The sequence below is a fragment of the Pseudoxanthomonas putridarboris genome (assembly GCF_038321125.1).
GTDB classification, from domain to species: Bacteria; Pseudomonadota; Gammaproteobacteria; order Xanthomonadales; family Xanthomonadaceae; genus Pseudoxanthomonas_A; species Pseudoxanthomonas_A putridarboris.
This window is the reverse complement of record NZ_JBBWWT010000017.1, coordinates 1-19,955: the sequence shown is the minus strand read 5'-3', so window position 1 is coordinate 19,955 and position 19,955 is coordinate 1. Positions and strand designations below refer to the sequence as shown.

Here is a 19,955-nt window from a genome sequence, read left to right as displayed (position 1 = left end):
GCATACGGCGGACGGTTGGCCGCGTGGTAGGCCCGACCGGTCACGATGGGCTGGTCCGGGTCGCCCTCCAGGAAGCTCACCAGCACTTCGTGCCCGATGCGCGGCAGCACCTGCATCCCGTAGCTCGCCCCCGCCCAGCCCTGGCTGACCCGTATCCAGCAGGTGCTGTTCTCGCGCGGGCCTTCGCGATCCCACGGGAACCACACCATCACCCGCCCGTGTTCGTCCACGTGGATTTCTTCGCCCGGCGGGCCTACCACGTGGGCCATCTGCGGGCCGTCCATCACCGGGCGCGGGCTCGGCGCCGGCTTCCAGTCGAACGACGCGGGCACGGCCTGCGCGGTGTAGGCGTAGCGGCTGCCCCGCTCGGCGCCGAACCCGTCTTCTTCCTGGCTGCTGGACTGCTCGCCCTGGTGGAGCATCGCCACCACGCGCCAGTCGTGGTTCGGCGCCGCGCCGGGCGCATCGGCCAGCGCGAAGGCCAGGCCCGGCCACAGCCGCGCGTCGTCGCCTTCCATCTCGGCCTGCCCGGCGTCATGGCGCAGGGCCTGCAACCGCGTCCGGGTGAACGGCTTGCCGGCTTCGTCGACCTTGTAACGGCCGGGGGCGTCGTAGTGTTCGTAGTCGCCCACGACGCCCTCGCCGCTGGCCTGCGCCTGGTGCTGCAGGTCGTAGCGCGGGTTCCTGAAGGTGTAGTCGCGCCCGGTGGCGCGGGTGGGGGCCAGTTGCCGCCGGTAGGCGAAGCGCCACAGGCGCGGGCCGGCCGCATCGCCGCCGGGGTTGGGCTGGTAGATCACCGTGCCGGTGTCTTCGCCCGCGCCCGGCAGGCGCGGGCCGGCGGGCAACGCATCGGTCAGCACCAGCTGCGACTGCGCCGCGGCGTCGAAGTAGTAGGCCAAGCCTTCTTCACCGGCCAGCCGCTGCAGGAAGGTCTGGTCGTATTCCCGGTGTTGCACGCAGTACTCGCGTTCCAGGTGCTCCTGCGCGGTCTCGAAGCGGCCCTGCACGCGCTGTTCGTCCAGCAGGGTCTTCAGGATCGCGGGCACGGCCTGGCGCTGGAAGATGCGGCTGTTGTGGCGCAGGCCCAGCCGCACCAGTTCAGGTTCCACCACCGCGCGGTAGCGCGTGCGGCGGAAGCCGCTGGCGCCCTGCTCGAACGCGGTGACGATGCCGTGCACCCGGCGCACGGCCACGCCGCTGCGGCTCAGCGTGAAGGTCGCCGCCACGTCCAGCAGCGCGTCGAAGTCCATCGACGACTGGCCGCTGGCCAGCTCCAGTTCCAGACGGAACGGCGTGGACAGGCCCTCGCTCAACCCGAACCGAACCACCTCGAAGGACGGCCCTTCGGTGATCTCGAAATCAAAGCGGTAATCGGATTGCGTGGGCACGGGAAATTCCTTTGAAACGAGTTCTTGTGTCAGTCCAGCAAAATGCCCGCTTCGCCTTCCACCAGCGTGCCTCCGTGGTCGGTACGATCACCGACACGGGCGATCGCCTGACCGCCTATGGATGCGCTGCCGGCACCACTGATGATCGTGGCGCCGCAACTGGTCTTGTCCCCGACGCGGGCCACCGCGCGACCGCCAAAATCGGCGCCGGGCGCGCCCGAGACAACGACGGTGTTGGGGCCATGCAGTGGACACACATGGCGATGGCCGATCAGTACGATGGGTTTCATGGCGGACGCTCAAGACAGCGAAAGACGAAGCGGACGCCGCAAAACAGCGGCGTCCGCGAAACGCAGCGGGGGCTTACGCTTCCAGCGGTGCGCGCCAGTCGTCCGAACCGGAGGTGCCGGCCACGGTGTGTTCCCAGGTGATCTTGCGGTAGGCCAGGCTGACCTCGATCAGTTGGGTGAAGTCGGACTTGCTGGCGTCCTGCGCGTGCGGCAGCTCGGTGGTGATGTCCACGATGGTGGCGTCTTCCAGCAGCGTGCTGAAGAAGTGTTCCTGCTTGCCGTCGATGGAGGTGCGGTACCACTTCAGTTCAACGGTCGGCAGGCTCTCGCCGGAGGCCAGTGCGTTGTACAGCAGCGGCACCGACTTGTTCAGCGCGGTGGTGAACTTCAAGGGGCGGTGCACGCGCTGGCCCGAGGGCTGGCCCGACTGCGGGTCGGTCGGCACGTTGACCACGTGCTTGACTTCCTGCACCAGGATCTCGTCCTCGTGACCTTCGACGAAGGTGTTGCCGACCGAATCGGCGGTGAACGCGCCCTGCGTGATGTTGCCCTGGGTCTTGCCCTGGATGGAGATATAGGCGGGAGTTGGCATTGCGGAGATTCCTTGATGGCTTGGATTGAAGGATTGGTGCCAGGCTCCACCCGGCAGGGCCAATGCGCTTGGCAAGGCCATCTACCCAAGAGTCGTGCCAAGTCCCGCAAAGCCTTGTGCCGCAAGGCTTTTGCCGTGAATGAGCGCATCCACAGCGTTCAATTGCCCGGAAAAGCTGGCAAGAACTTGCCAGCTTTTTGAAGCGACGTTGATTTACAAGGGATTTTCTTGGCAACTTCTTGCCAGCACTTGGCAAGAAGTTGCCAGATTGCCCGCCGCAAACGCAGATCGCACAAGAGCGATGACTTCGGCCAGGCTTGGGATTGCTCTACAGCCGCCGCTCTTCGCGTTCGACCTTCCTCAGTTCGTCATCCAGCGGCGGGTAATAGATGACGTCTGCGGTCGACAGAGAGAACCACGATGCCTTGAGCAACGCGAAGACACTTGTCGATAACAGGAGAATGGCAGGAGCGACCCAAATCCCCATGAATGCAACAGCAGCCGAGACCACGCTATCGGCTGCTTCCAGCCTGTAGCCGACCCACCCATCAATGGATGCAAGCAATACCACGGACGCGGTCAAGTCACCGATCCTCTCGCGTTCCCGTTCGCGTTCGCGCCGTCCACTTTCATGCTTGTTGTAGAGATCCAGCAGGAACTCATCCTTGTCACGTAGCGCCCGATCACGCAGCTTCCGGGCGGGCGCCCATCCCAAGGGACGCTGGTACGGCTGTTGGTGGCGTTCGCGTGAAGACGGGAACGACGGAAGCGCTGCCAGGATGCTCCACATCGCCCGACGGAACATCTCGAACAACACTGGCATGGCAATGGCAACGGCCACACTGAAGCCCGCGATGGCGATGAGCAGCAGCCCGAGGCTGTTCAGGATACTTTCATTGCCCGATGGCCAATCCAACAATCCGTGCTGGCTGCGAACAACCATCGCCGCATCGATGAACAAAACGATGCCGATCAGCCGCAACGCCCATTCCCACTCCCACGCTTTTTCCAGCGCATTGAGCACTGTCGTTACCGTACCGGGGCTTCCCCCTTGCTGGTTTTCATTTCTCGACACAGTGTCCTCCCTTATGTTTTCTTCCGTGTGTACGGCCTTGCCGTGTGATTTGACTACGGTTTCAAATGCCTGAAGTACGCCTCTCGCACGACCGAAGCGCCTTCGTCCACATCGAACGCCGGCAAATCAGGCCGCAGCAGCGTGTCCATGTCCCGGCGGAAGGACGCCTTGCGCAGGCGCGCATCCAGCAGCGCGTTCGCTTCCCCGGCGCCCAGGTGCGTGCCTTCTTGCTCCAGATACCAGGCGAAGGCTTCCATGGCCTTGGCGCCATCCACGCGGTAGGGCGTGCTGCCGGCTTCGCTGAGCCGCCAGGCATAAAAAGATCGTAGAGGTCGCGGCCCTGTTCGCGCTGCATCAAGGCCCGCGTCTTGGTGCCCAGCATCTCGTTGATGTCGTAGGAGCGTGCCGAAGCGCGGACGGCATCGCCGTCGTCGTCCAGGGTGTCCAGTTCGACGCTCACCAGCGGATAGAGCGAGGCGCTCTCGTTGAGGTTGACCTCGACCTTGATGGTTTCCTCGCGGCGCAGGCCCAGCGGCACGAACCGGTAGGCCGTGCGCAGAATCCTGGAGGGCTGAAGCACGTTGCGGATCGCCAGCCACGCATCGGCGATCAGGGAGTCGGTCGGCTGACCCAACACCGGCGTCAACACCCGCCGCAGATGCCGATCCAGCGTGATCGTATCCATCGCCTTCACGAGCACCAGATCGATGTCTTCCGAGTAACGCACCGCTGGCGCCAGGTGCGCCTTGTGGAGCACCGTGCCGCCACGCATCGCCAGGTGCTCGCTCAGCACCGGATCAACGAAGATCGCCGCCACACCACGCGAAAGCCGCAGATCCTGCTCGAGTTGGCTCCGCCTGGGCCAGGGTGCGTAGGTTTGCCAGGCGGTCAGGTGGGATTGCTGCATCATGTATTGGCGGTATGCCGGTTGAGGTGTAGCCGCACCTTGAACGCGGCATCGAAATCATGGGGTGACACGTGTGCCTGCCCGCTTTCGAGCGATACGATGCGCATCGGCTTGTCGCGCAGCCAGCGTGCGACCCGGGCCGCGAGGGCATTCTGTCCGTCACGGGCCAGCAAGGCGCCCAGGCGCTGGGCGGTGGGCACTTCCTGCAGCGCCTCGAGTGCCTGCGCGAGCCCATCCGCTTTGCAGGCACCCCACAGCGCCTGCAAGACCGCCTGCACCCGTTCCATGCCGCCGAGCAGCGTTTCGCGCTGTACCAGTTCCAGCGCGGTCAGTTCCGGCGTGGCGACCTTGAATCGACCGTCCGGTGTGTCGTGCCAGTGGATCGGCATGCGCTCTATCCGTGCGCGTGTATGGAACACCACTTCATGCCGGCCGACCGTGATCGGTCGCCGGCGTTCGGGCACCATCACCTGCGTCACCATCACCGCATAGGGCGAAGCGCCGTAGATTTCGGCGGCGCTCAACAGAGCGACGTAGTACGGCAGGCCGAGGGTCTTGGCCATGTATCGATCCAGCCAGACCTCCACCGGTGGCGCGCCGGAGGCTGCATATTGCAAGGGCACGATCAGCCAGTGATCCGAACCCCGCGACAGCCGCACGAGCCGACCGCGCCGCTGCTGCCGGTGCAAAGCCTGGCGCAGCGCCTCGGAACTGACACCGGGCAATGCCGAAGCAATGTCCTCCGCGCGCAAGCTCAGCTTGCCAGCGCGCTCGGCGGCATCCAGCACAGCGGACAGTGGACTCGACGCGGTCAAAGAATCAGCACTCCTTTCGTGCAATGTATCATTAAACGTCACATAACGCGAAACGAATGACGCCTCTGCCGCAAGCACTCCTCCCAGCCCCGCAGCCACGGCCCCCACCGACAAGGCAGAAACATCGCGTTTCCCTTTGCCTGCGCTCCTGCTGGATTCACCTTTGCCGCGCAATGAAGTCCTCTAACGCTTTGGAGCGGTAGAAACCCATGCATTGGGAAAATATCTTGTTGAACGGGCCATGGCCCGCCTCATCCTTCATCGGCACCTGCGCAAGCGCATAGTTCGCTGTCTGTGAGGTCACGAACGCATGAAGCTTGGTTCTTGCCCGTGGCCGGATTTCGTCGAGTTGGTATTCAAGCAGAAGATAGGACTTGTCCTTGCTCGCACTCGGAACCTGTCCATCCAACTTGGCATAGTTGAAGTCAAGGCACAACTTCAGCGCGTAGGCTTTGATTTCTTCTCTATCCAGAGTGGGGGCGGCAGCCATCGCCGGGCTTGAAACGGCCGAAAAAGCCACGAGGGCAAACCCCAAGCCCAACACCTTGGCATAAACACGAATTTTCATTTCAGCTCCCAGAAGGATACGGAAGTCGTCTCAAAATTCCATCGTAGCTCGGCTTAACCAGCCAAAAATAGTATTCAGGGCTCTGCGGACTCTTTTCGTTGGCATTCGCTCCAACATACAGCAGATTCTGCGTGGCACCTTCCCACAAAGTGAAGTGCCCGGTCGCGTCAGACCACCCCTTCACCGAGAACATCACGATTCCGTTCTTTCCCTTGATTTGGGAAAGCATGTTCTCAACCGCGAATTTCTGCCGCTCTGCATACTCTTTGGCATGTTGGCGACCGCAACCCACGATCTCGTTGAACCAGATCTTTGGTAGACATAAATTCGACGGATCACGACGTTACCAGCATCAACATCAAAGCGCTTGAGGCGCCGGAGAAACATGCTGGGTTTCCACTCCGTGTAGGATTCAATGCGGAAGCAAATTTTGCCATCACGCTCTTCTACAACGACGTTGCCATTCAAGCCCTGCGATGTTGCGTTGGCATTGGCCATGACCAGGCCACCGAGACAGATCAATGCGACCCCATATCGCCTAAAAAAGGTGATACGTGATGCCGCTTGGAAAAAGCGCCTTGTCTTTCGGGTTGCGCCGGAACTCCCGCAGGACTTCCTAGCATAGTTCCCTTGGCTTGAGAGCCGAATTCGTGTTAATCACCGAATAACGCCTTCCACTTACTCCGCAGCCATTGCATGGCGGGCGATGGCGTATCGGGTTGAGGAACACAGGCCAATCGCAACTGCTCTTGATCTTGAACCAGACAGAAATTGCGCATTACACTAATCTTTATGTCGGTCTCAATGTCTATACCACCAAGGTCGACCGTATACTCTGTAGGCTGGAGCGGTAGCGGCCTCATTTCGTCGACAAAGCCGGTCGGCGTGGCGCCGTAACAAAGTGCATCGCGGCTCTTGACGGCGACGCCTTGCTGCTTGGCGACCGCAACCCACGATCTCGTTGAGCCGGACCTTTGAAAGACATAAATTTCACGGATCACGACGTTACCAGCATCAACATCAAAGCGCTTGAGGCGCCGGGGAAACATACTGGGTTTCCATTCGGTGTAGGATTCAATGCGGAAGCAAATGTTGCCATCACGCTCTTCCACGATCACGTCGCCGTTTGTGCCCTGCGATATTGCGTTGGCATTGGTTACAACCAGGCCGCCGAGACAGATCAATGCGACCCCATATCGCCTAAAAAAGGTGGTCCGTGATGCCGCTTGGCAAGAGCGCCTTGTCTTTCGGGTTGCGCCGGAACTCCCGCAATACTTCATAGAATTTTCTCCTGTCATTCACTTTCCTTCCGCTTGCGGATAACATTTCACTGCCGGCGCGCTCAACCAGACCTGTATCGATCGCGAAGTAATCCGCAATGATGTCTCCCTGCTGTTCCATGTTGAAGCTGCTCAGCGGGCGACGGGATTCGAGCGTGTACGCATACGGGTCATAGCCGTTCCAGTCCAGATTTCCCCTGGCATGCAGCGCTGTCCCCGCCGTGCGAACGGGGTAGCCCATCTGGAACTACCAGACATGCACCATCTCGTGGATGAACCAGTGCTTTTGCGCAGGTCTCTGAACCGAAAAATCGTCCTTGAACCAATCAGGATTGAAATACATCTCGCCATTGGGCGTCATTGCCGTGTTGTCCGGCTGCGCCCCGAACGGAAGATATGGCGTGCCATGCACTTTGACTTTGCTGTAGTCGACAGCATCCTTGAACACATCGCTTGCCATGGCGATCTCGCCTTCCGTGAGCGCTCTCCCCCGATCTTCCATCCGCACGATGGCTTGCGAGATCCCAAGCCCCGCGATGTGCGTCGAGATGCTGTCGAGCCGTACCGCAATCGCCTTCTCCCCATCATCGTCCAGCGTTCTGGCGCAGCAGAGTTGCGGCGGTTCGGGCGGATGGAACGTCGCCTGCGTAATCGGCGTTGGCGTGACCGTGACCACGCGCTGGGTGTTGCCATCGTCGTCGGTGATGCCGGTGACGATGCGGCCATCGCCCAGTGCCAGCTCATAGCGGGTTTGTGCCAACGGCGCGCCATTGGCGGCGGAGACAAACCGCAGTTGCTCGTCGCTGGCAGCGCCGGGCGCGATCTCGCCCAGCATCATCGCGAGCGCGTTGCTTTCGTGCGCCTGGCTTGGCGCAGGACCGACGTAGGCGAAGTAGTCGGCGCAGGTCGAGATCAGTTGGCAGCCGCAAGCGAGCCGGGAACCCTGCCAAGCCATGGATCGGCCTTCGTGCGTACGCTCCGGATCGCCGTCCTGTATCTTGAAGCTGCCCTTGTGCTTGGGACAGGTGGCCTCGTCGCTTACCAAGGCCAAGGGCTTGCCGTTCACGGGATAGCCCCCGGCGCTGACGACGATGCCGCCGCCCGTGGTGGGGTCGCCCAAGCGTATGTAACCTCGTTTCATGCAATCTCCTTGTATGTAAGATTCCGGCAGAGATACCTACTCGCTGGCCGTTTCCGACGCCACCGTTTCCGATCCGCTGCGCAGCAGGCTCCGCGGCAACACGAAGCCGTTGAAGATGCGCTGGGTGAACGGGTTCACCGGCTTGTCGGCGGTGATGCGGTAGCGCACGCTGCCCTCGCCCGCCTTGAAGCTCAGGTCTACGCTGCTGGCGGTGGTGCCATTGAGCTGGGCCTGGCTCAACAGGCGGAACCATGCCCACGGCCCCTGGAAGCGCAAGGCCCGGGTATTGCCGCCCGTGTTGACCAGCGTCACCTTGCTCTCCACGCCCTCGCGCAATGTGTTGGGCCAGATCAGGCCGATGGGGGTATGCGAACCATGGCCGTAGGACACCAGCTGGCCGTCGACATTGAGCACGCTGTTGAGCTGGTCGGCCGACAACGCCAAGGGCTCCACGTTGAACTGCAATGCCAGCGCGCCGCGATTGTCGAAGAACGCCTCGCGGATTTGCTGCGCCGCCTTGAGTTGCTGCTGTACCTGGGGATTGACCAGATACTCGCCCCGGCTTTCCGAATACAGAGCCTGGTAGTTGTCCTCGAAGAACAGCTTCAGGTACTTGCCGTAGAACTCCTGCAAGCGCCCTTGCGGCCCGAAGAAGGCCTCGAAATCCTCCAGCGCGACGTTCTGGCTGCTGGCCGGGTTGAGCGGATAGCGGCCCGCCAATCGCTCGCGGTAAAAGCCGTAGACCTCGTGATCCCAGCGCTTTTCAAGTTCGCGCAGGGCTTCGATCATCAGCACCTTCGCGCTTTCGTCGGCGATCGTGCCGACCTGGCGGTTGAGGGGTTCGGGCAGGCCATTGGACATGCGCTTCAAGGTGAAGATGGGATCGGTGCCCTCCAGCTTGAAATGACCGACCATCGCATTGAGCGCGGCCTGGCCACGGTCAGGGCTGTTCTGCACGGCCTTCACGTAGTCGTACAGCGCGACCATGGCCTTGTTGGTCTCGTCCAGGTAGGCCGGCTGTTCGCCCTGCGCCACCAGCAGGCCGGACAGGGGCGCGAACTCGCGTTCGATGCGCTTGGCTTGCAGCCAATCCGGGTCTTCGGTCAATTTTTTCTCTGCCTCGGCCACCGCTTCGGCGCCGCCCACGGTGAGCGGCTGGTAGATGCTGGTGTTGCGGCGCACGGTATCGAGCAGGCGCCGCAACGGCTGCGATGCGCCGATGGTGCTTTCCAGCACCAGCGCCGCATGATCGACATCGCGGAACTCGGTGACGTTCAGGCTGTTCAGGCCCTGCCTCCAGGTAGCGATGTAGTCGGCGGTGTAGAGGTCGCGAATCTGCGCGGTCAACTGTTTCCTGTCTTCATCGGAATACTTCAAGTCCGTCCGGTAGCCCAACGTCCACTGGTCGATCAACGCCAGCCGGGTCATGTCCTTGCTGTTGACCGCAAAGTAGTCCTTGAAGCCCTTGTCGGTCAGCACCCGGTCGATGATCAGCGGATTGGCCGGGACGGCGCCCGCCTGCGTGACCGGCAGATCGGGCTGTCGATAGAGGATGTCGAAGACCGGCCCGATCTCGCTGCGCAAATCCAGCGAGGCAGGCAGCACGGTGGCGGAATCGCGTTTCATCGTGGCGTATACGCGCTGCGGCAGCGGCACCTGGCGCAGTTCGGTCTGCACCTGGGCCACCATCGTGCGGTACTGCGGGAGGTCGGCATCCACGTACTTCATGGCATAGCTCAAGTGGTTCATGAGCTGGCCCTGGGTTCGGCCATCGGTGGGGAACGCACTCCTCCACTCCCGCGCCATCCAGCTTTCCACCATCGCAGGGCTGCGATTCTCACGGTCTTCGATCATCCGGTACACGCGCAGCGCAGCCAGCCGCTCGTCGCTGCCCGGCTCGGACGCGTTGAGGCGATCCATCACACCGATACCCAGTTGCGGCAGGAAGCGCTGGCCCAGCAGGCGCATGTAGGCCGCGTCCACCTTGGGGCCGATGGTTCGCCCTTGGTACAGGCCCATGCCCGATACCAGCGGCCAGGCGGCGCGATAGTCGTCGAACACCGACACCGCATCGCGGATCTGGTTCAGCGGGGTCAGCAGGTTGCGGCCGGTCGGATCGAGACGCTCGTCGATCTGCTTGCCGATGAACGCCTTGCTCTTGTCCAGCACGGCGTAGGCTTTCTGGCGATTGACGGCATAGTGGTACTGCCAGCCGCCAATCACCACCAGGCAACCCAGCGCCACCACGCCGGTGCTGATCCACATCAGCCGGCGCTTGCTGCGCAGCACGCTGATGTTGTCGCCGGCCAGGCCGGCTTCCGGATAGACGATCTTCTGGAACAACCGATCGGTGAAGTACGTCGCCGCGCGCCCGGCCGGCAGCGCCTCGGACACCGCCGGCGGCATGCCGTAAGACTGCGCGGCCGCATTGACGAATGCGTTGGCCGGCACGCCCTGCTGGTAGACGGACGAGAAATACATGCCGCGCACCAGCGCCGGGGTCGAATAGCGGTCGCTCTCGAAAACCTCGTCGAGGAAGCTCAACAGCACCGGCTTCACGCCGGCAAGCTGGCGCACGAACACGAACATGTCTTCCCGCTCGGCCAGGCCCGGCTTGGCGGCCATGGCATCGAACACCTGCTCGTTGAGGTTCTGGATGAAGCGGTCGTACTGCTGGCTCAGTTCCTCGGCCCAGGCATCGAAGTCGTCCACCGAACTCAGGGTGCAGGTGAAGCCCAGGCTGTTCTCCCGCGCAGCACGCGGCAGACTGGCGAAGAAAGTATCGAAACCCCGCACGAGGTCGAACTTGCTCAACACCACGTAGATGGGCAGGCGCGTACCCAGTTGCTCCATCAACTCGCGCAAGCGGGCGCGGATCAGCACCGCCAGCGCCTTGCGGTCACTGGCCTTCTGGGTCAGCAGCGTGGACAAGTCCACGATCAGGATGGCACCGTTGAGCGGGCGGCGCGCACGATGGCGGCCCAGCCAGCCCACGAAATGCGTCCACAAACGGCGCGGCAAATCCGGATTCTGCGCAATCTGCTGGTACGCCTGCTCGTTGCCAGAGGTGTCCATCCCCTTGTACTGGGCCTCAAAGTCTGCCGGGTAGTCATCCTCGCTGCCGGCATCGGCCAGTTGCTGCACATCCTGCTGGCTGATGAGTTCGCCGGCCGGATCGATCAGCACCGCGTCGTTGCCGATCCACCAGTCGATCTTCAGCGGCGATTCGACCTGGCGGGAAGGCCGCTTGCTGGCCTTGCTCACGCTGGTCAGCGCGAAGCTCTGGTTGGAGCGATTGATGAAACTGGTCTTGCCGGAATTCTCCTGCCCCAGCACGACGTACCAAGGCAGCTTGTAGAGATAGTCACGGCTGTGCAGGTTCTGCCGCAGCAGATCCAGCGACATGTCCAGCGCCCGCTCCTGCGCTTCCTCGTAGACGCGCAGCGGGTCGGTTTCAGCCGCCTCCTGGCGCAGCTGCTGCTCTTGCAGGCGGCGGTAGCGGCTTCGCGTCACCCAGGCCCAGATCACGACGGGGATCAATACCAGGAAGATGCTCAACGCCAGGCGCATGGACAGCGGCGCCAGCGGCTTCTCGCCCCTCCATTCCCATTGCGGCCCCAACCACCATATCGCCACCAGCGCGAAAGCCAATGCCAGCAACAGAAGCACCGGCGTCGAACTCTTGAGGTGACGGGTCACCATGCGCCACAGGCTACGGCCGCGATTGAACCAACCCAGATTGACCGACATACCACTTACTCCTAGATGAATTTCCTTTCGACTTTTCTTTCTGCTACTTGCTGGATCGTTAGTGCGGGAAGACCGTCTTCACGCCGATGCCTCTCCATGCCGCGGAACAGACCCGCGCAAACAATTCCCACACCGATTGCCAGCACGACGCCCAACGGCGTCGGCCATGCCAGGAAGCAGATGACGGCCGCGCACAACGGCACCCATTGCATCAAGGGGAGACGCTTCAAGGCATTCATCAGGTTGGCACGCAGAACCATTGCCATGTCTTTACAAGCCCAACCAGCGCAGAAACGCAGACCACAGGCGCGAAAAGAAGCCCGGCTTTTCAGCGGGGGGCTGAACCGGCTTTGGCCGGGGCTGCTGGAAGGGCAGTTGATCCGGGCAGTCCGCTACGCACAATTCTTCTTGCACCATCTCTTCAGGGCGGTAGCGGTTGAGCGAGTTTGATTTGGTTTCGGGTTTGAACAACACGCCAGGGGCGTAGACCAACGGCCGCACAGGGTCTGAAAACTCCCCAAACACTTTGTACTCAGACCAGATTGAATCCTGAGCTATCAATGGCCACTCATAGATTAGCCTTCGGGTCAATACGATTTTGTCGTCACGCACCTGCACCGCCGAGTTCAATTCCTTGGGCAGGCGAGTGACGTGACTGTACGAACCTTCTTTGTAGCCGCAGGTCAGCGGGCCTGTCCGGCTGCACCGCAAAATTCCATATAGGCCAGCTTCACCCAACACCAAAGGTCCGCTCTGTTTATTTTCTGTCTCAACGGCCACAACCACATCGCTCGCTAGCAAATACAACTTCCAGCGACGATTGGATTCGGGCTCAACCCGATACGCATCTGGAGAGTAAAGCTCTACTCCACTTCGATATGCTTCAGGACTGTACTCATCGCTATCCCTCTCAAAATAGGCCTGTCCAACGTTCCGCTGCGTCATTACCCCAACGCTGTCAACAGCCCCTTCTGCGCTGCTTTTGGTGTAGACATAACGCGTTGTCCACCGACCTATGGGCGTAAGTTGGGATTCCAGCACGAAATCAGATTTTTCAAACCACACCTGAACCTGGCCTTCAAAAGGATGAGAATAGGCGCCCCTGAAATATCGATCTTGCCCACGAATAAATTGCTCACATCGGCTTTTGCCAAGTGTGACGTAGCTTGTGACCAATAATCCGGAGTATCGAATTAGATCTTTCTCCTCCGGCTGCTCCTTGTCACCGGGATTCTGGTAGGCCTGTGCGGAGCCCTTACTCACAAAGACGTAGCAGGAAGCAACTTCTTCCTGATCCGACGCTTGCGTGCCGGCGCTGGGTAGCGTGGTGTCGCTACGCGCCGCCGCCACGGGGACGAGGTTCATTGACATCACACCAGCCATGCATGCGGCTTTCACTACTCCACCCATTCTTGGCCTCCCCTGCCTTGTGCGGATTGGGGTTGTGCCGGCTGGTTTGTCAGCATGCGAAATCATCGTCGTGTCCTCACAAGCCAAACCAACGCAGCAACGCAGACCACAGGCGCGAAAAGAAGCCCGGCTTTTCAGCGGGGGGCTGAACCGTCTGTTCGATCGGTGGGGCCGGTGGCGGAACCGGCTTTGGCCGGGGCTGCTGGAAAGGCAATTGATCCGGGCAGTTCGCTACGCACAGTTCTTCCTGCACCATGTCCTTGGGACGGTAGCGATGGCGCCAGTTCGGCTTGGTATCAGGCTTGAACAACACCCCGGGGGCATAGACCAGGGGCCGCATCGGATCGGAAAACTCACCAAACAATCCGTAGCGCACCCAGTCCCCAACATCCTGAACCTTAAATGGCCAGCGATAGCTCAAGCGGCGTGTGATCACGATCTTGTCGTCCCGAACCTGTACTACCGATTTCAGTTCCTCCGGCAGGCGGGCGACATCAGAGTACGAACCATAGGAGCCACGGTCACGATAGCCGCAGGTCAGCGGCTTCGTTTGGCTGCACCTCAAATCTTCATAGATATCACCAATTGTCCAAGCTGACGGATTTGGAAAACTATCATTTGCAGCCACTACTCTTCCGCTTGGAAGCAAGTAAAGCTTGGCACTGTATATCCCATCTACCCAGTATCCATCCGGGGAAAAGAGCGTCAACTGACCGCGATAAGAGTCACTGTTGTATGCCTCAATCTCTCCCGCCGCATACGCCTCCTCAATATCCTGCTTGGTCATAGCATCCGGGGCAATTTCTCCTTTGGAATCGGCGGATTTTTCGTAAACATAACTGGTAGTCCAGCGTTCGATGGGCGTCAGTTGCGACTTAAGTACGAAATCGGCCTTGGCGTACCAGGCCCAGCGACCGGCAAAATAGCGGCCTTTCCCATCCTTGAACTGCTCGCATTGGCGCTTGTTGAGCGCAAGATAATCGTGAACCGCATCTCCGGTGTATTTGAGATCACTCTCTTCAGGCTGCGCCTTTCCGCCTGGATTTCTATAGGCACGCGCAAAGGGTTTGTTTACAAAGACGTAGCAGGAAACAACTTCTTCCTGATCCGACGCTTGCGTTCCGACGCTGGGCAGCATGGTGTCGCTACGCGCCGCCGCCACAGGCGCTAGGCTCATTGACAACACGCCGGCAATGAATGTCGTTTTCAGTATCCCTTCGATGGGAGGTAGAGGCATGACTTCACTCTCGCAGCAAATAGGTGGGCAGACCTTCTTCACTCCACCGCCTTGACCAACCGCCAGGTCACGGTCTTCCCCTGCACCGCCGGCATCGGCACGCCGTAGGCCACGGTCTGCGGCCCTACCGGCAGTTCATCGCATTCCCATACGCCCGGATACGGGCAAGGCGTGCCGGTGACGGCACGCATCCCTGGCAAGCGTTGTGCCGTGACCTCTTCCGGCGGTTCGTTCGTATCCTCGAACTCGTCGTTGAGCATTTCGACGAAATACCACTTGCAGGGGCGGGCAACGTACGCATCACGGGCAACCGCCCCTACAGCCCACTTTTCTTCCGTGATTTCATTTCCCTGCCAGTCCCGCAGCACGTCCCGGTACTGGGGCTGTTGTACGAATTTCAGCAAGCCCGGGCCGTCGTCCCACAGCCACATCCGCCCATGTCCCGCCGCCTGGGCCGCCGCCAGGCCCAGTTCGTTGAAGGTGAGCACTTCATCCAACTTGCCGCCGTAGAAACGTGAGCCATCGGAGGCAGACGTGGAATGGCCCGTCCAGCCAAACTGCAATGCTCCATAGGGGTCGTCCTGCGGCACGTAAACCCCTGTGCGCGGCGGCACCTTGTCCGTCTCGCCTTCGATGTCGGTGCGGACACGGAACTTGGGGAGCTTCGGGAACTTGGACTTATGCGCCTTCCACACATTCCGAAACGTACTGTCTTTCGAGGTGGCTGGACGCTCCATAACATCGTCAATCTCGTACGCGTACCCGAAGACCGCTTGCGCCCGTTCATTGAACTCTGCTTCCTGTTCCGGCGTCATCCACAGCATGCTGTACTCCTTCAGCATGCGGGCACACTGGTTGGCGCCCGTGATCCCATACAGTTCCACCGCACGCTGTTGGATATCCCACAGGGTGGATTCCTTGAAATCCACCAGGGCCGGGAACGCATAGGTGCCCCAGTTGGCGCTGGTGTCGCGTGCGCCCCAGCGCTTGCTCATCATGCGCGAGTCCAGCGGCTGGCGCCGTTCCACCAGTTCATCGGCAAACTGGATCAGCTCGTCTATCTTCGGCAACAACCCTTTCAGGCAGTCCAGCGAGGCGAAGCGATACAGCAGCGCCGCCTGGCGCTTGCGACGGGGATGCAGTTCGGCAGGATCGTCCGGGATGTTGAAGGGGTTCATTGCACCGCCTTGACCAACCGCCAGGTCACGGTCTTCCCCTGTACCGCCGGCATCGGCACGCCGTAGGCCACGGTCTGCGGCCCTACCGGCAGTTCGTCGCATTCCCATACGCCCGGATACGGGCAAGGCGTGCCGGTGACGGCACGCATCCCTGGCAAGAGTTGTGCTGTGACCTCTTCCGGCGGTTCGTTCGTATCCTCGAACTCGTCGTTGAGCATTTCGACGAAGTACCACTTGCAGGGGCAGGCAACAAAGGCAGCACCAGCAACAGCCGCGATCGCCCCACCCTCATCCGTTATCTCGCTGCCGTCCACATCCCTCAGCACTTCCCGATACTTTGGTTGCTGCACGAACCTCAGCAGGCCCGGGCCGTCACCCCATAGCCACATCCGCCCTTGTCCCGCCGCCTGCGCCGCCTCCAGGCCCAGTGCGTTGAAGGTGCGCACTTCATCCAGCTTGCCGCCGTAGTAGGGCGAGCCATCAACATGATCCGTGGAATGGCCCGTCCAACCAAATTGGAGCGCCCCATATGGGTCGTCCTGCGGCACGTAAACCCCCGTGCGTGGCGGGACTCTGCCTGTCTCGCCTTCGATGTCGGTGCGCACGCGGAACCTGGGGAGCTTCGGGAACTGCGATTTGTTGTCGCTCCACACACTATCAAACGTGCCGTCATTCGATGTGGCCGGGCGCTCCATAACGTCGTCAATTCTGTACGCATAACCAAAGACCGCCTCTGCCCGCTCTTCGAATTCCGCTTCCTGCTCCGGCGTCGTCCATTGCATGCTGTACTCGCCCAGCATGCGGGCACACTGGTTGGCGCCGGTAATTCCATACCGTTCCACCGCCCGCTGCTGGATAGCCCACAGCGTAGATTCCTTGAAATCCACCAAGGCCGGGAACGCATAAGTACCCCAGTTCGCACTGGTATCGCGTGCGCCCCAGCGCTTGCTCATCATCAGTGAATCCAGCGGCTGGCGTCGTTCCACCAGTTCATCGGCAAACTGGATCAGTTCATCTATCTTCGGCAACAACCCTTTCAGGTAGTCCAGCGAAGCGAAGTGATACAGCAGAGCCGCCTGGCGCTTGCGACGGGGATGCAGTTCGGCGGGATCGTCCGGGATGTCGAATGGGTTCATGGGATTCACTTCTGTATCCGGGTAGTTTGACCAGGCAGGGCGGGCAAGCCGAGCTTGACGTCTGTCAACTGTGCATCAAAGTCGGTCATGCCCCAGCCCGTGTCAAAGGGGCCACTGATGCGGGGTTGGCGAATTTTTTTGCGCATGGGTTCGTATTTCGGTTTTTCTGATTTTGGCAAAGCCTCGTACTCGGCATAGCTGATTTCTTCGGACAAGGGCGTGCCAGTACGGCGATCCATCTTGACAAAGGGCATGTCGTCCATGGCGTTGCCATACGCTTTGCCATCAGCTTTTCGCAGTTGGCCCGCATCGAACTTGATCTGCTCCCAGCCGCCTTCAAGAAAATAGTCGTCCAGCCCGCGCCCGGGGTCTTTGACTTGCGAGGACGCCGGCCCCCGCCACACTGGAAGCGTCTCCCCCGCCTTCAATTCGTAGACCACGAACTGGCCGTTGGGATTCCAGTCCGGCCATACCGCCAGGTGGCGGCGCCAGGCCGCCTTGGGGTCGGCGTCCTTCATCAACCGGTTGAACACCTCCTCGCTCATCCAGTCCTTGCTGGCAGCCATGTTGCCGGGACTCACCACGCGATACAGTCGCATGGGGCCCTGCAATACCTCCGCGCGCATGCCTTGTGCGAAGCTTGCGATTTCCTTGGGTTTTAGTTCCAGACAGCCTTTGGCTTTGCCGGTTGCAAGAGTCCGCTGGACATCTTTATTGTTCGGCTTCAAGGGTGGATATTTCGGACTCCCCTTGCTCAACCACTTCGGCGGCGGCTTGGCCTCCCGCATCAACGTGATGGCCCGCATTTCCGGTAAGGTGCCACGGTAGTGCACGTTACGCACGTTCACGATGGCCCGGCGCTGCACCAGATCCTCCCACTCCAGACGCTTGATGATGGCGTCCAGCGCGTTCTGCAATGGCTCCAGCGCGTCCTTCAGGTACTTATCAGCAGATCGGCGTATGCCCACCACCAGATCGATTACTTCCTTTGCGCGCGCGCCGATGTAGGGGATGCCTTCCACCTTGCCCAGCAGGCTTTTCATCAGCGAGATGCCGCGGTCAAAAGCCTTGAGCAAGCGCGACAGATTGACTTCGGCCCGGATCGACTTGACCAGCTTGCTCAGTTCGCCGAAGACGTGATCCCACTTCAGGCCCTTCCAGTACTTCTGCACATCCCGCCGACGCAGGTAGGTGATGACCCAGGTCATCGCCTCATCCACGGCCTTCACCACGTGATTGCCACCGGCACGGCGCACGAACAGGAAGAATATCTTCAGCACGCCCTTGACCAGCGAGCCCAGCGACGGGAACAGGCCGATCAGCGTCAGCCCCAGCGCCACCCAGGCCCAGGTGTTGCTCTTGTCCTCGTTGATCTGTTTGCAGTTGGCAATGATGTCGCGGACATCGCACACCTGATCCACGCCGGGAATCATCGATATCGCGGTATCGAACACCACCTGCCCGGTGGTGCGGTTCTCGTTGAAATCACCCTGCAGCGCTTCCCACAACCAGACGAACACGTTGCTGGTGGCGTCGCGCGCCTTGTCGTACTGCTCCGTCATGAAGGCGAGCGCTTCCCGCAACTGCGCCAGGGTGACGGGTTCGGCCTTGTTGGGGAAAGACGGATTGGGAACACTCATGGCGCGAACCCCCGCGAATCGTCCTGCACGAGTACTTCCTCGAGAGGTGGCACAGGCGGCTCCTTCTCGCCTTCGCGCGGCTTGTAGATGACCTTGTCGACCAGGGCGCTCTCCACGTTGTCGTGATGCGCCTTGCCTTCGTCATCCAGCGTTCCCGAGATGACCTCCCCGTCCTTGAAATGGATCTCGTACTCGGCGCCGCCAATGGCTTCGCCGCTTTCCGGGTCGAGGTAGTGCAGCCCAATCCAACGCTTGGGGTCCAGCACATCCCCAAGGTTCGGCACGCTGTTGATGGAGAAGGCATTGCCCGTGCCCTGCCCGCTGAACTTGACGGGGCCCTTGAACTTGATCAGGGTGCCCTCCAAAGTGACGCCCTTGCTGTCGAGGGTGAGGGTGCCGCCCGGCCCACGCAGCACCGCCTTGTCGGCTGCCCCCAGGGTGTATGTCCGCGTGCGTTCGGTGATGCGTTCGCCGGCCTCGATGTCGTGCCGGCCCTCCACCCGGTGGCGGTAGTGCCCGCCCGTGGTCACCGTGCGGCTGGCCTTGGTCGTCTCCTGGCGTTGGTTGCCCACCTCTTCGATCAGATCCTCGCCCACCGTCTGCCGCCGCGTGCCCGTGATCGCCAGCGTGTGATCCCGGCCGATGCGCTCCGACCGATCCTGGCCCACCCCCAGCGTCTCGTCCCGCGCCACCTGCTCGCGACGGTCGTTGCCGATGGTGATGGTCTCGTCGTGGCCCACCTCTTCGGTGCGGTCGTTGCCCACCCGCGTGGTCTCGTCGTGCTCCACCACGTTGTTCTGGTCGCGCTGGGCGTGCACGTAGATTTCTTCCCGCCCCGCCTCGTCCTCGTAGCGGATTTCGTTGGAGCCCTCGCCCTTGTGCGTCTGGCTCTTCCACGTGCTGCGCGTCTTGTGCAGCGGCAGCGCATACGGCGGACGGTTGGCCGCGTGGTAGGCCCGACCGGTCACGATGGGCTGGTCCGGGTCGCCCTCCAGGAAGCTCACCAGCACTTCGTGCCCGATGCGCGGCAACACCTGCATGCCATAGCCCGCCCCCGCCCAGCCCTGGCTGACCCGTATCCAGCAGGTGCTGTTCTCGCGCGGGCCTTCGCGATCCCACGGGAACCACACCCTCACCCGCCCGTGTTCGTCCACGTGGATCTCTTCGCCCGGCGGGCCCACCACGTGGGCCATCTGCGGGCCGTCCATCACCGGGCGCGGGCTCGGCGCCGGCTTCCAGTCGAACGAGGCGGGCACGGCCTGCGCGGTGTAGGCGTAGCGGCTGCCCCGCTCGGCGCCGAACCCGTCTTCTTCCTGGCTGCTGGACTGCTCGCCCTGGTGAACCATCGCCACCACGCGCCAGTCGTGGTTCGGCGCTGCGCTGGGCGCATCGGCCAGCGCGAAGGCCAGGCCCGGCCACAGCCGCGCGTCGTCGCCTTCCATCTCGGCCTGGCCGGCGTCATGGCGCAGGGCCTGCAATCGGGTCTGGGTGAAGGGCTTGCCGGCTTCGTCGACCTTGTAGCGGCCCGGCGCGTCGTAGTGTTCGTAG

At 61.5% G+C, this 19,955-nt stretch carries 21 protein-coding genes; 1 reads left to right on the top strand and 20 read right to left on the bottom strand.

Annotation, left to right across the window (positions count from 1 at the left end; translation table 11 throughout):
- From AAD027_RS18790 to AAD027_RS18780, 3 genes are all read right to left on the bottom strand, one after another.
- Positions 1-1,388: type VI secretion system Vgr family protein (locus AAD027_RS18790; RefSeq protein ID WP_341727568.1), on the bottom strand; the 1,388-nt coding region annotated here is incomplete at its 3' end.
- Positions 1,389-1,417: 29 nt separating this feature from the next.
- Positions 1,418-1,678, bottom strand: a complete 261-nt coding sequence (locus AAD027_RS18785) for a PAAR domain-containing protein (protein WP_341727567.1) — start codon at positions 1,676-1,678, stop codon at positions 1,418-1,420.
- A gap of 73 nt (positions 1,679-1,751) precedes the next feature.
- A complete protein-coding gene (locus tag AAD027_RS18780; protein WP_341727570.1) occupies positions 1,752-2,270 on the bottom strand; it encodes an Hcp family type VI secretion system effector in 519 nt (172 codons plus the stop codon).
- Between the two features lie 15 nt (positions 2,271-2,285).
- On the opposite strand from AAD027_RS18780, the gene AAD027_RS18775 reads away from it, so the two are divergent.
- The gene (locus AAD027_RS18775; RefSeq protein ID WP_341727571.1) at positions 2,286-2,471 is read left to right on the top strand and encodes a hypothetical protein; all 186 of its coding nucleotides are present in this window, start codon (positions 2,286-2,288) and stop codon (positions 2,469-2,471) included.
- A gap of 127 nt (positions 2,472-2,598) precedes the next feature.
- Here AAD027_RS18775 and AAD027_RS18770 read toward each other — a convergent pair whose 3' ends face one another.
- The 17 genes from AAD027_RS18770 to AAD027_RS18695 all read right to left on the bottom strand — a co-directional run.
- A complete protein-coding gene (locus tag AAD027_RS18770) occupies positions 2,599-3,294 on the bottom strand; it encodes a hypothetical protein (protein ID WP_341727566.1) in 696 nt (231 codons plus the stop codon).
- Positions 3,295-3,406: 112 nt separating this feature from the next.
- Positions 3,407-4,255, bottom strand: a complete 849-nt coding sequence (locus AAD027_RS18765) for a nucleotidyl transferase AbiEii/AbiGii toxin family protein (RefSeq protein WP_341727565.1) — start codon at positions 4,253-4,255, stop codon at positions 3,407-3,409.
- Positions 4,252-5,067, bottom strand: a complete 816-nt coding sequence (locus tag AAD027_RS18760) for a type IV toxin-antitoxin system AbiEi family antitoxin domain-containing protein (protein ID WP_341727564.1) — start codon at positions 5,065-5,067, stop codon at positions 4,252-4,254. Before AAD027_RS18760 ends, AAD027_RS18765 begins: the two co-directional genes overlap by 4 nt.
- A 157-nt stretch (positions 5,068-5,224) precedes the next feature.
- On the bottom strand, positions 5,225-5,635 hold the full coding sequence (locus tag AAD027_RS18755; protein ID WP_425605494.1) for a hypothetical protein: 411 nt from the start codon (positions 5,633-5,635) through the stop codon (positions 5,225-5,227).
- 1 nt (position 5,636) lies between these two features.
- Positions 5,637-5,828, bottom strand: coding sequence for a hypothetical protein (locus AAD027_RS19100; protein ID WP_486660061.1), 192 nt, complete (start codon positions 5,826-5,828; stop codon positions 5,637-5,639).
- Complete coding sequence (locus AAD027_RS18750; RefSeq protein WP_341727563.1) at positions 5,828-6,133, bottom strand: hypothetical protein; 306 nt, start codon at positions 6,131-6,133, stop codon at positions 5,828-5,830. Before AAD027_RS18750 ends, AAD027_RS19100 begins: the two co-directional genes overlap by 1 nt.
- Before the next feature lie 155 nt (positions 6,134-6,288).
- The gene (locus AAD027_RS18745) at positions 6,289-6,819 is read right to left on the bottom strand and encodes a hypothetical protein (protein WP_341727562.1); all 531 of its coding nucleotides are present in this window, start codon (positions 6,817-6,819) and stop codon (positions 6,289-6,291) included.
- Between the two features lie 16 nt (positions 6,820-6,835).
- Positions 6,836-7,156, bottom strand: a complete 321-nt coding sequence (locus AAD027_RS18740; protein ID WP_341727561.1) for a hypothetical protein — start codon at positions 7,154-7,156, stop codon at positions 6,836-6,838.
- 6 nt (positions 7,157-7,162) lie between these two features.
- Positions 7,163-8,056 (bottom strand): PAAR domain-containing protein, encoded by an 894-nt coding sequence (locus tag AAD027_RS18735; RefSeq protein WP_341727560.1) that lies wholly within the window; start codon positions 8,054-8,056, stop codon positions 7,163-7,165.
- A 36-nt stretch (positions 8,057-8,092) separates the two neighbouring features.
- On the bottom strand, positions 8,093-11,806 hold the full coding sequence (tssM, locus tag AAD027_RS18730) for a type VI secretion system membrane subunit TssM (RefSeq protein WP_341727559.1): 3,714 nt from the start codon (positions 11,804-11,806) through the stop codon (positions 8,093-8,095).
- An 11-nt stretch (positions 11,807-11,817) separates the two neighbouring features.
- Positions 11,818-12,072: a hypothetical protein gene (locus AAD027_RS18725; protein ID WP_341727558.1), complete on the bottom strand. Its 255-nt coding sequence runs from the start codon at positions 12,070-12,072 to the stop codon at positions 11,818-11,820.
- A 4-nt stretch (positions 12,073-12,076) separates the two neighbouring features.
- Positions 12,077-13,204: a hypothetical protein gene (locus tag AAD027_RS18720; protein ID WP_341727557.1), complete on the bottom strand. Its 1,128-nt coding sequence runs from the start codon at positions 13,202-13,204 to the stop codon at positions 12,077-12,079.
- An 88-nt stretch (positions 13,205-13,292) separates the two neighbouring features.
- Positions 13,293-14,453 (bottom strand): hypothetical protein, encoded by a 1,161-nt coding sequence (locus AAD027_RS18715; RefSeq protein WP_341727556.1) that lies wholly within the window; start codon positions 14,451-14,453, stop codon positions 13,293-13,295.
- A 38-nt stretch (positions 14,454-14,491) separates the two neighbouring features.
- Positions 14,492-15,631: a hypothetical protein gene (locus AAD027_RS18710; protein ID WP_341727555.1), complete on the bottom strand. Its 1,140-nt coding sequence runs from the start codon at positions 15,629-15,631 to the stop codon at positions 14,492-14,494.
- Entirely contained in the window at positions 15,628-16,767 is a 1,140-nt protein-coding gene (locus tag AAD027_RS18705; protein WP_341727554.1) for a hypothetical protein, read from the bottom strand. Before AAD027_RS18705 ends, AAD027_RS18710 begins: the two co-directional genes overlap by 4 nt.
- A gap of 5 nt (positions 16,768-16,772) precedes the next feature.
- Positions 16,773-18,407 (bottom strand): hypothetical protein, encoded by a 1,635-nt coding sequence (locus AAD027_RS18700; protein ID WP_341727553.1) that lies wholly within the window; start codon positions 18,405-18,407, stop codon positions 16,773-16,775.
- Positions 18,404-19,955 (bottom strand): type VI secretion system Vgr family protein (locus AAD027_RS18695; protein ID WP_341727552.1); only part of this gene is annotated, 1,552 nt, incomplete at its 5' end. The genes AAD027_RS18695 and AAD027_RS18700, both read right to left, overlap by 4 nt.

What these genes read in the sequence shown, in the direction of transcription:
- AAD027_RS18785 (WP_341727567.1), bottom strand. Translation starts at nt 1,678, where the DNA reads ATGAAACCCATCGTACTGATCGGCCATCGCCATGTGTGTCCACTGCAT.
- AAD027_RS18780 (WP_341727570.1), bottom strand. Translation starts at nt 2,270, where the DNA reads ATGCCAACTCCCGCCTATATCTCCATCCAGGGCAAGACCCAGGGCAAC.
- AAD027_RS18775 (WP_341727571.1), top strand. Translation starts at nt 2,286, where the DNA reads ATGGCTTGGATTGAAGGATTGGTGCCAGGCTCCACCCGGCAGGGCCAA.
- AAD027_RS18765 (WP_341727565.1), bottom strand. Translation starts at nt 4,255, where the DNA reads ATGATGCAGCAATCCCACCTGACCGCCTGGCAAACCTACGCACCCTGG.
- AAD027_RS18755 (WP_425605494.1), bottom strand. Translation starts at nt 5,635, where the DNA reads ATGAAAATTCGTGTTTATGCCAAGGTGTTGGGCTTGGGGTTTGCCCTC.
- AAD027_RS19100 (WP_486660061.1), bottom strand. Translation starts at nt 5,828, where the DNA reads ATGTTCTCGGTGAAGGGGTGGTCTGACGCGACCGGGCACTTCACTTTG.
- AAD027_RS18750 (WP_341727563.1), bottom strand. Translation starts at nt 6,133, where the DNA reads ATGGCCAATGCCAACGCAACATCGCAGGGCTTGAATGGCAACGTCGTT.
- AAD027_RS18740 (WP_341727561.1), bottom strand. Translation starts at nt 7,156, where the DNA reads ATGGGCTACCCCGTTCGCACGGCGGGGACAGCGCTGCATGCCAGGGGA.
- AAD027_RS18735 (WP_341727560.1), bottom strand. Translation starts at nt 8,056, where the DNA reads ATGAAACGAGGTTACATACGCTTGGGCGACCCCACCACGGGCGGCGGC.
- tssM (WP_341727559.1), bottom strand. Translation starts at nt 11,806, where the DNA reads ATGTCGGTCAATCTGGGTTGGTTCAATCGCGGCCGTAGCCTGTGGCGC.
- AAD027_RS18725 (WP_341727558.1), bottom strand. Translation starts at nt 12,072, where the DNA reads ATGGCAATGGTTCTGCGTGCCAACCTGATGAATGCCTTGAAGCGTCTC.
- AAD027_RS18715 (WP_341727556.1), bottom strand. Translation starts at nt 14,453, where the DNA reads ATGCCTCTACCTCCCATCGAAGGGATACTGAAAACGACATTCATTGCC.
- AAD027_RS18710 (WP_341727555.1), bottom strand. Translation starts at nt 15,631, where the DNA reads ATGAACCCCTTCAACATCCCGGACGATCCTGCCGAACTGCATCCCCGT.
- AAD027_RS18705 (WP_341727554.1), bottom strand. Translation starts at nt 16,767, where the DNA reads ATGAACCCATTCGACATCCCGGACGATCCCGCCGAACTGCATCCCCGT.
- AAD027_RS18700 (WP_341727553.1), bottom strand. Translation starts at nt 18,407, where the DNA reads ATGAGTGTTCCCAATCCGTCTTTCCCCAACAAGGCCGAACCCGTCACC.